This is a genomic window from Tsukamurella sputi (assembly GCF_007858445.1).
Taxonomy (GTDB): Bacteria; Actinomycetota; Actinomycetes; order Mycobacteriales; family Mycobacteriaceae; genus Tsukamurella; species Tsukamurella sputi.
Genome location: NZ_VIGV01000043.1, coordinates 1 through 723, shown reverse-complemented (window position 1 = coordinate 723; position 723 = coordinate 1). Strand labels below are relative to the sequence as shown.

General features: G+C 36.9%; 1 protein-coding gene and 1 pseudogene. One reads left to right on the top strand and one right to left on the bottom strand.

Annotated features, from left to right (window positions below; translation table 11 throughout):
• Positions 1-194, top strand: a pseudogene (locus FK268_RS25840) (hypothetical protein); the annotation flags it as partial.
• A gap of 99 nt (positions 195-293) precedes the next feature.
• Here the strand turns inward: FK268_RS25840 and FK268_RS25835 are convergent.
• Positions 294-723: alanine:cation symporter family protein (locus FK268_RS25835; RefSeq protein ID WP_146437783.1), on the bottom strand; the 430-nt coding region annotated here is incomplete at its 5' end.

Here is a 723-nt window from a genome sequence, read left to right as displayed (position 1 = left end):
AGTCATTAGAAGAGATGATTATGCGCCGACTCAGTGAATATGGCGGTACTCTACCGATCAGCGACAAGAGTTCACCTGATGAGATCCATAAAATTTTAGGGGTTAGTAAATCAGCCTTTAAGCGCGCATTGGGCTCCCTCTATCGAGAGAGAAAAATCATCATTAAACCAGATGTCGTGATTAAAAAGATCTAAAATTAAATTAACCAATCAACAAAAAAAGCGGGTAATTCCCGCTTTTTATATCTTATAGTAACGATATAACAATCTATCGATCTATTACTTAATTATTGCTTAATCTCGCTTTCTATCCGGCATCACCCGGAAATAGGCATCTTCTTGAAACTGAGCTTCTAAATCATCGCTCTGCCAACACTCAATCTCTCCCAACCAAGGGATATCTCTTGCATAAAATTGAGGATCAAATCCCAACTTCTTCTGCTCCATATAGTGTTCCCAAAGCGCAACAACCACATGCCTTAAGGAGAAGATCATAATAGAGTTAAGTACCGTGAGTAAGGAGATAAAGATCATCGTAATCGCAATTAATGCACTCATATTGATAAAGTAACTCGCAAGAATCACGATAATAAAAAAGAGTTTATAGAGATACTCTACCCATTTACGATTTTTAAAATAGAGAGCATTCACCATTCCATAGTAAAAACCACTAATGATTGAGGTTAAGGCAAAGAGAATTAAGATAAAGGAGAAGATATAGGGC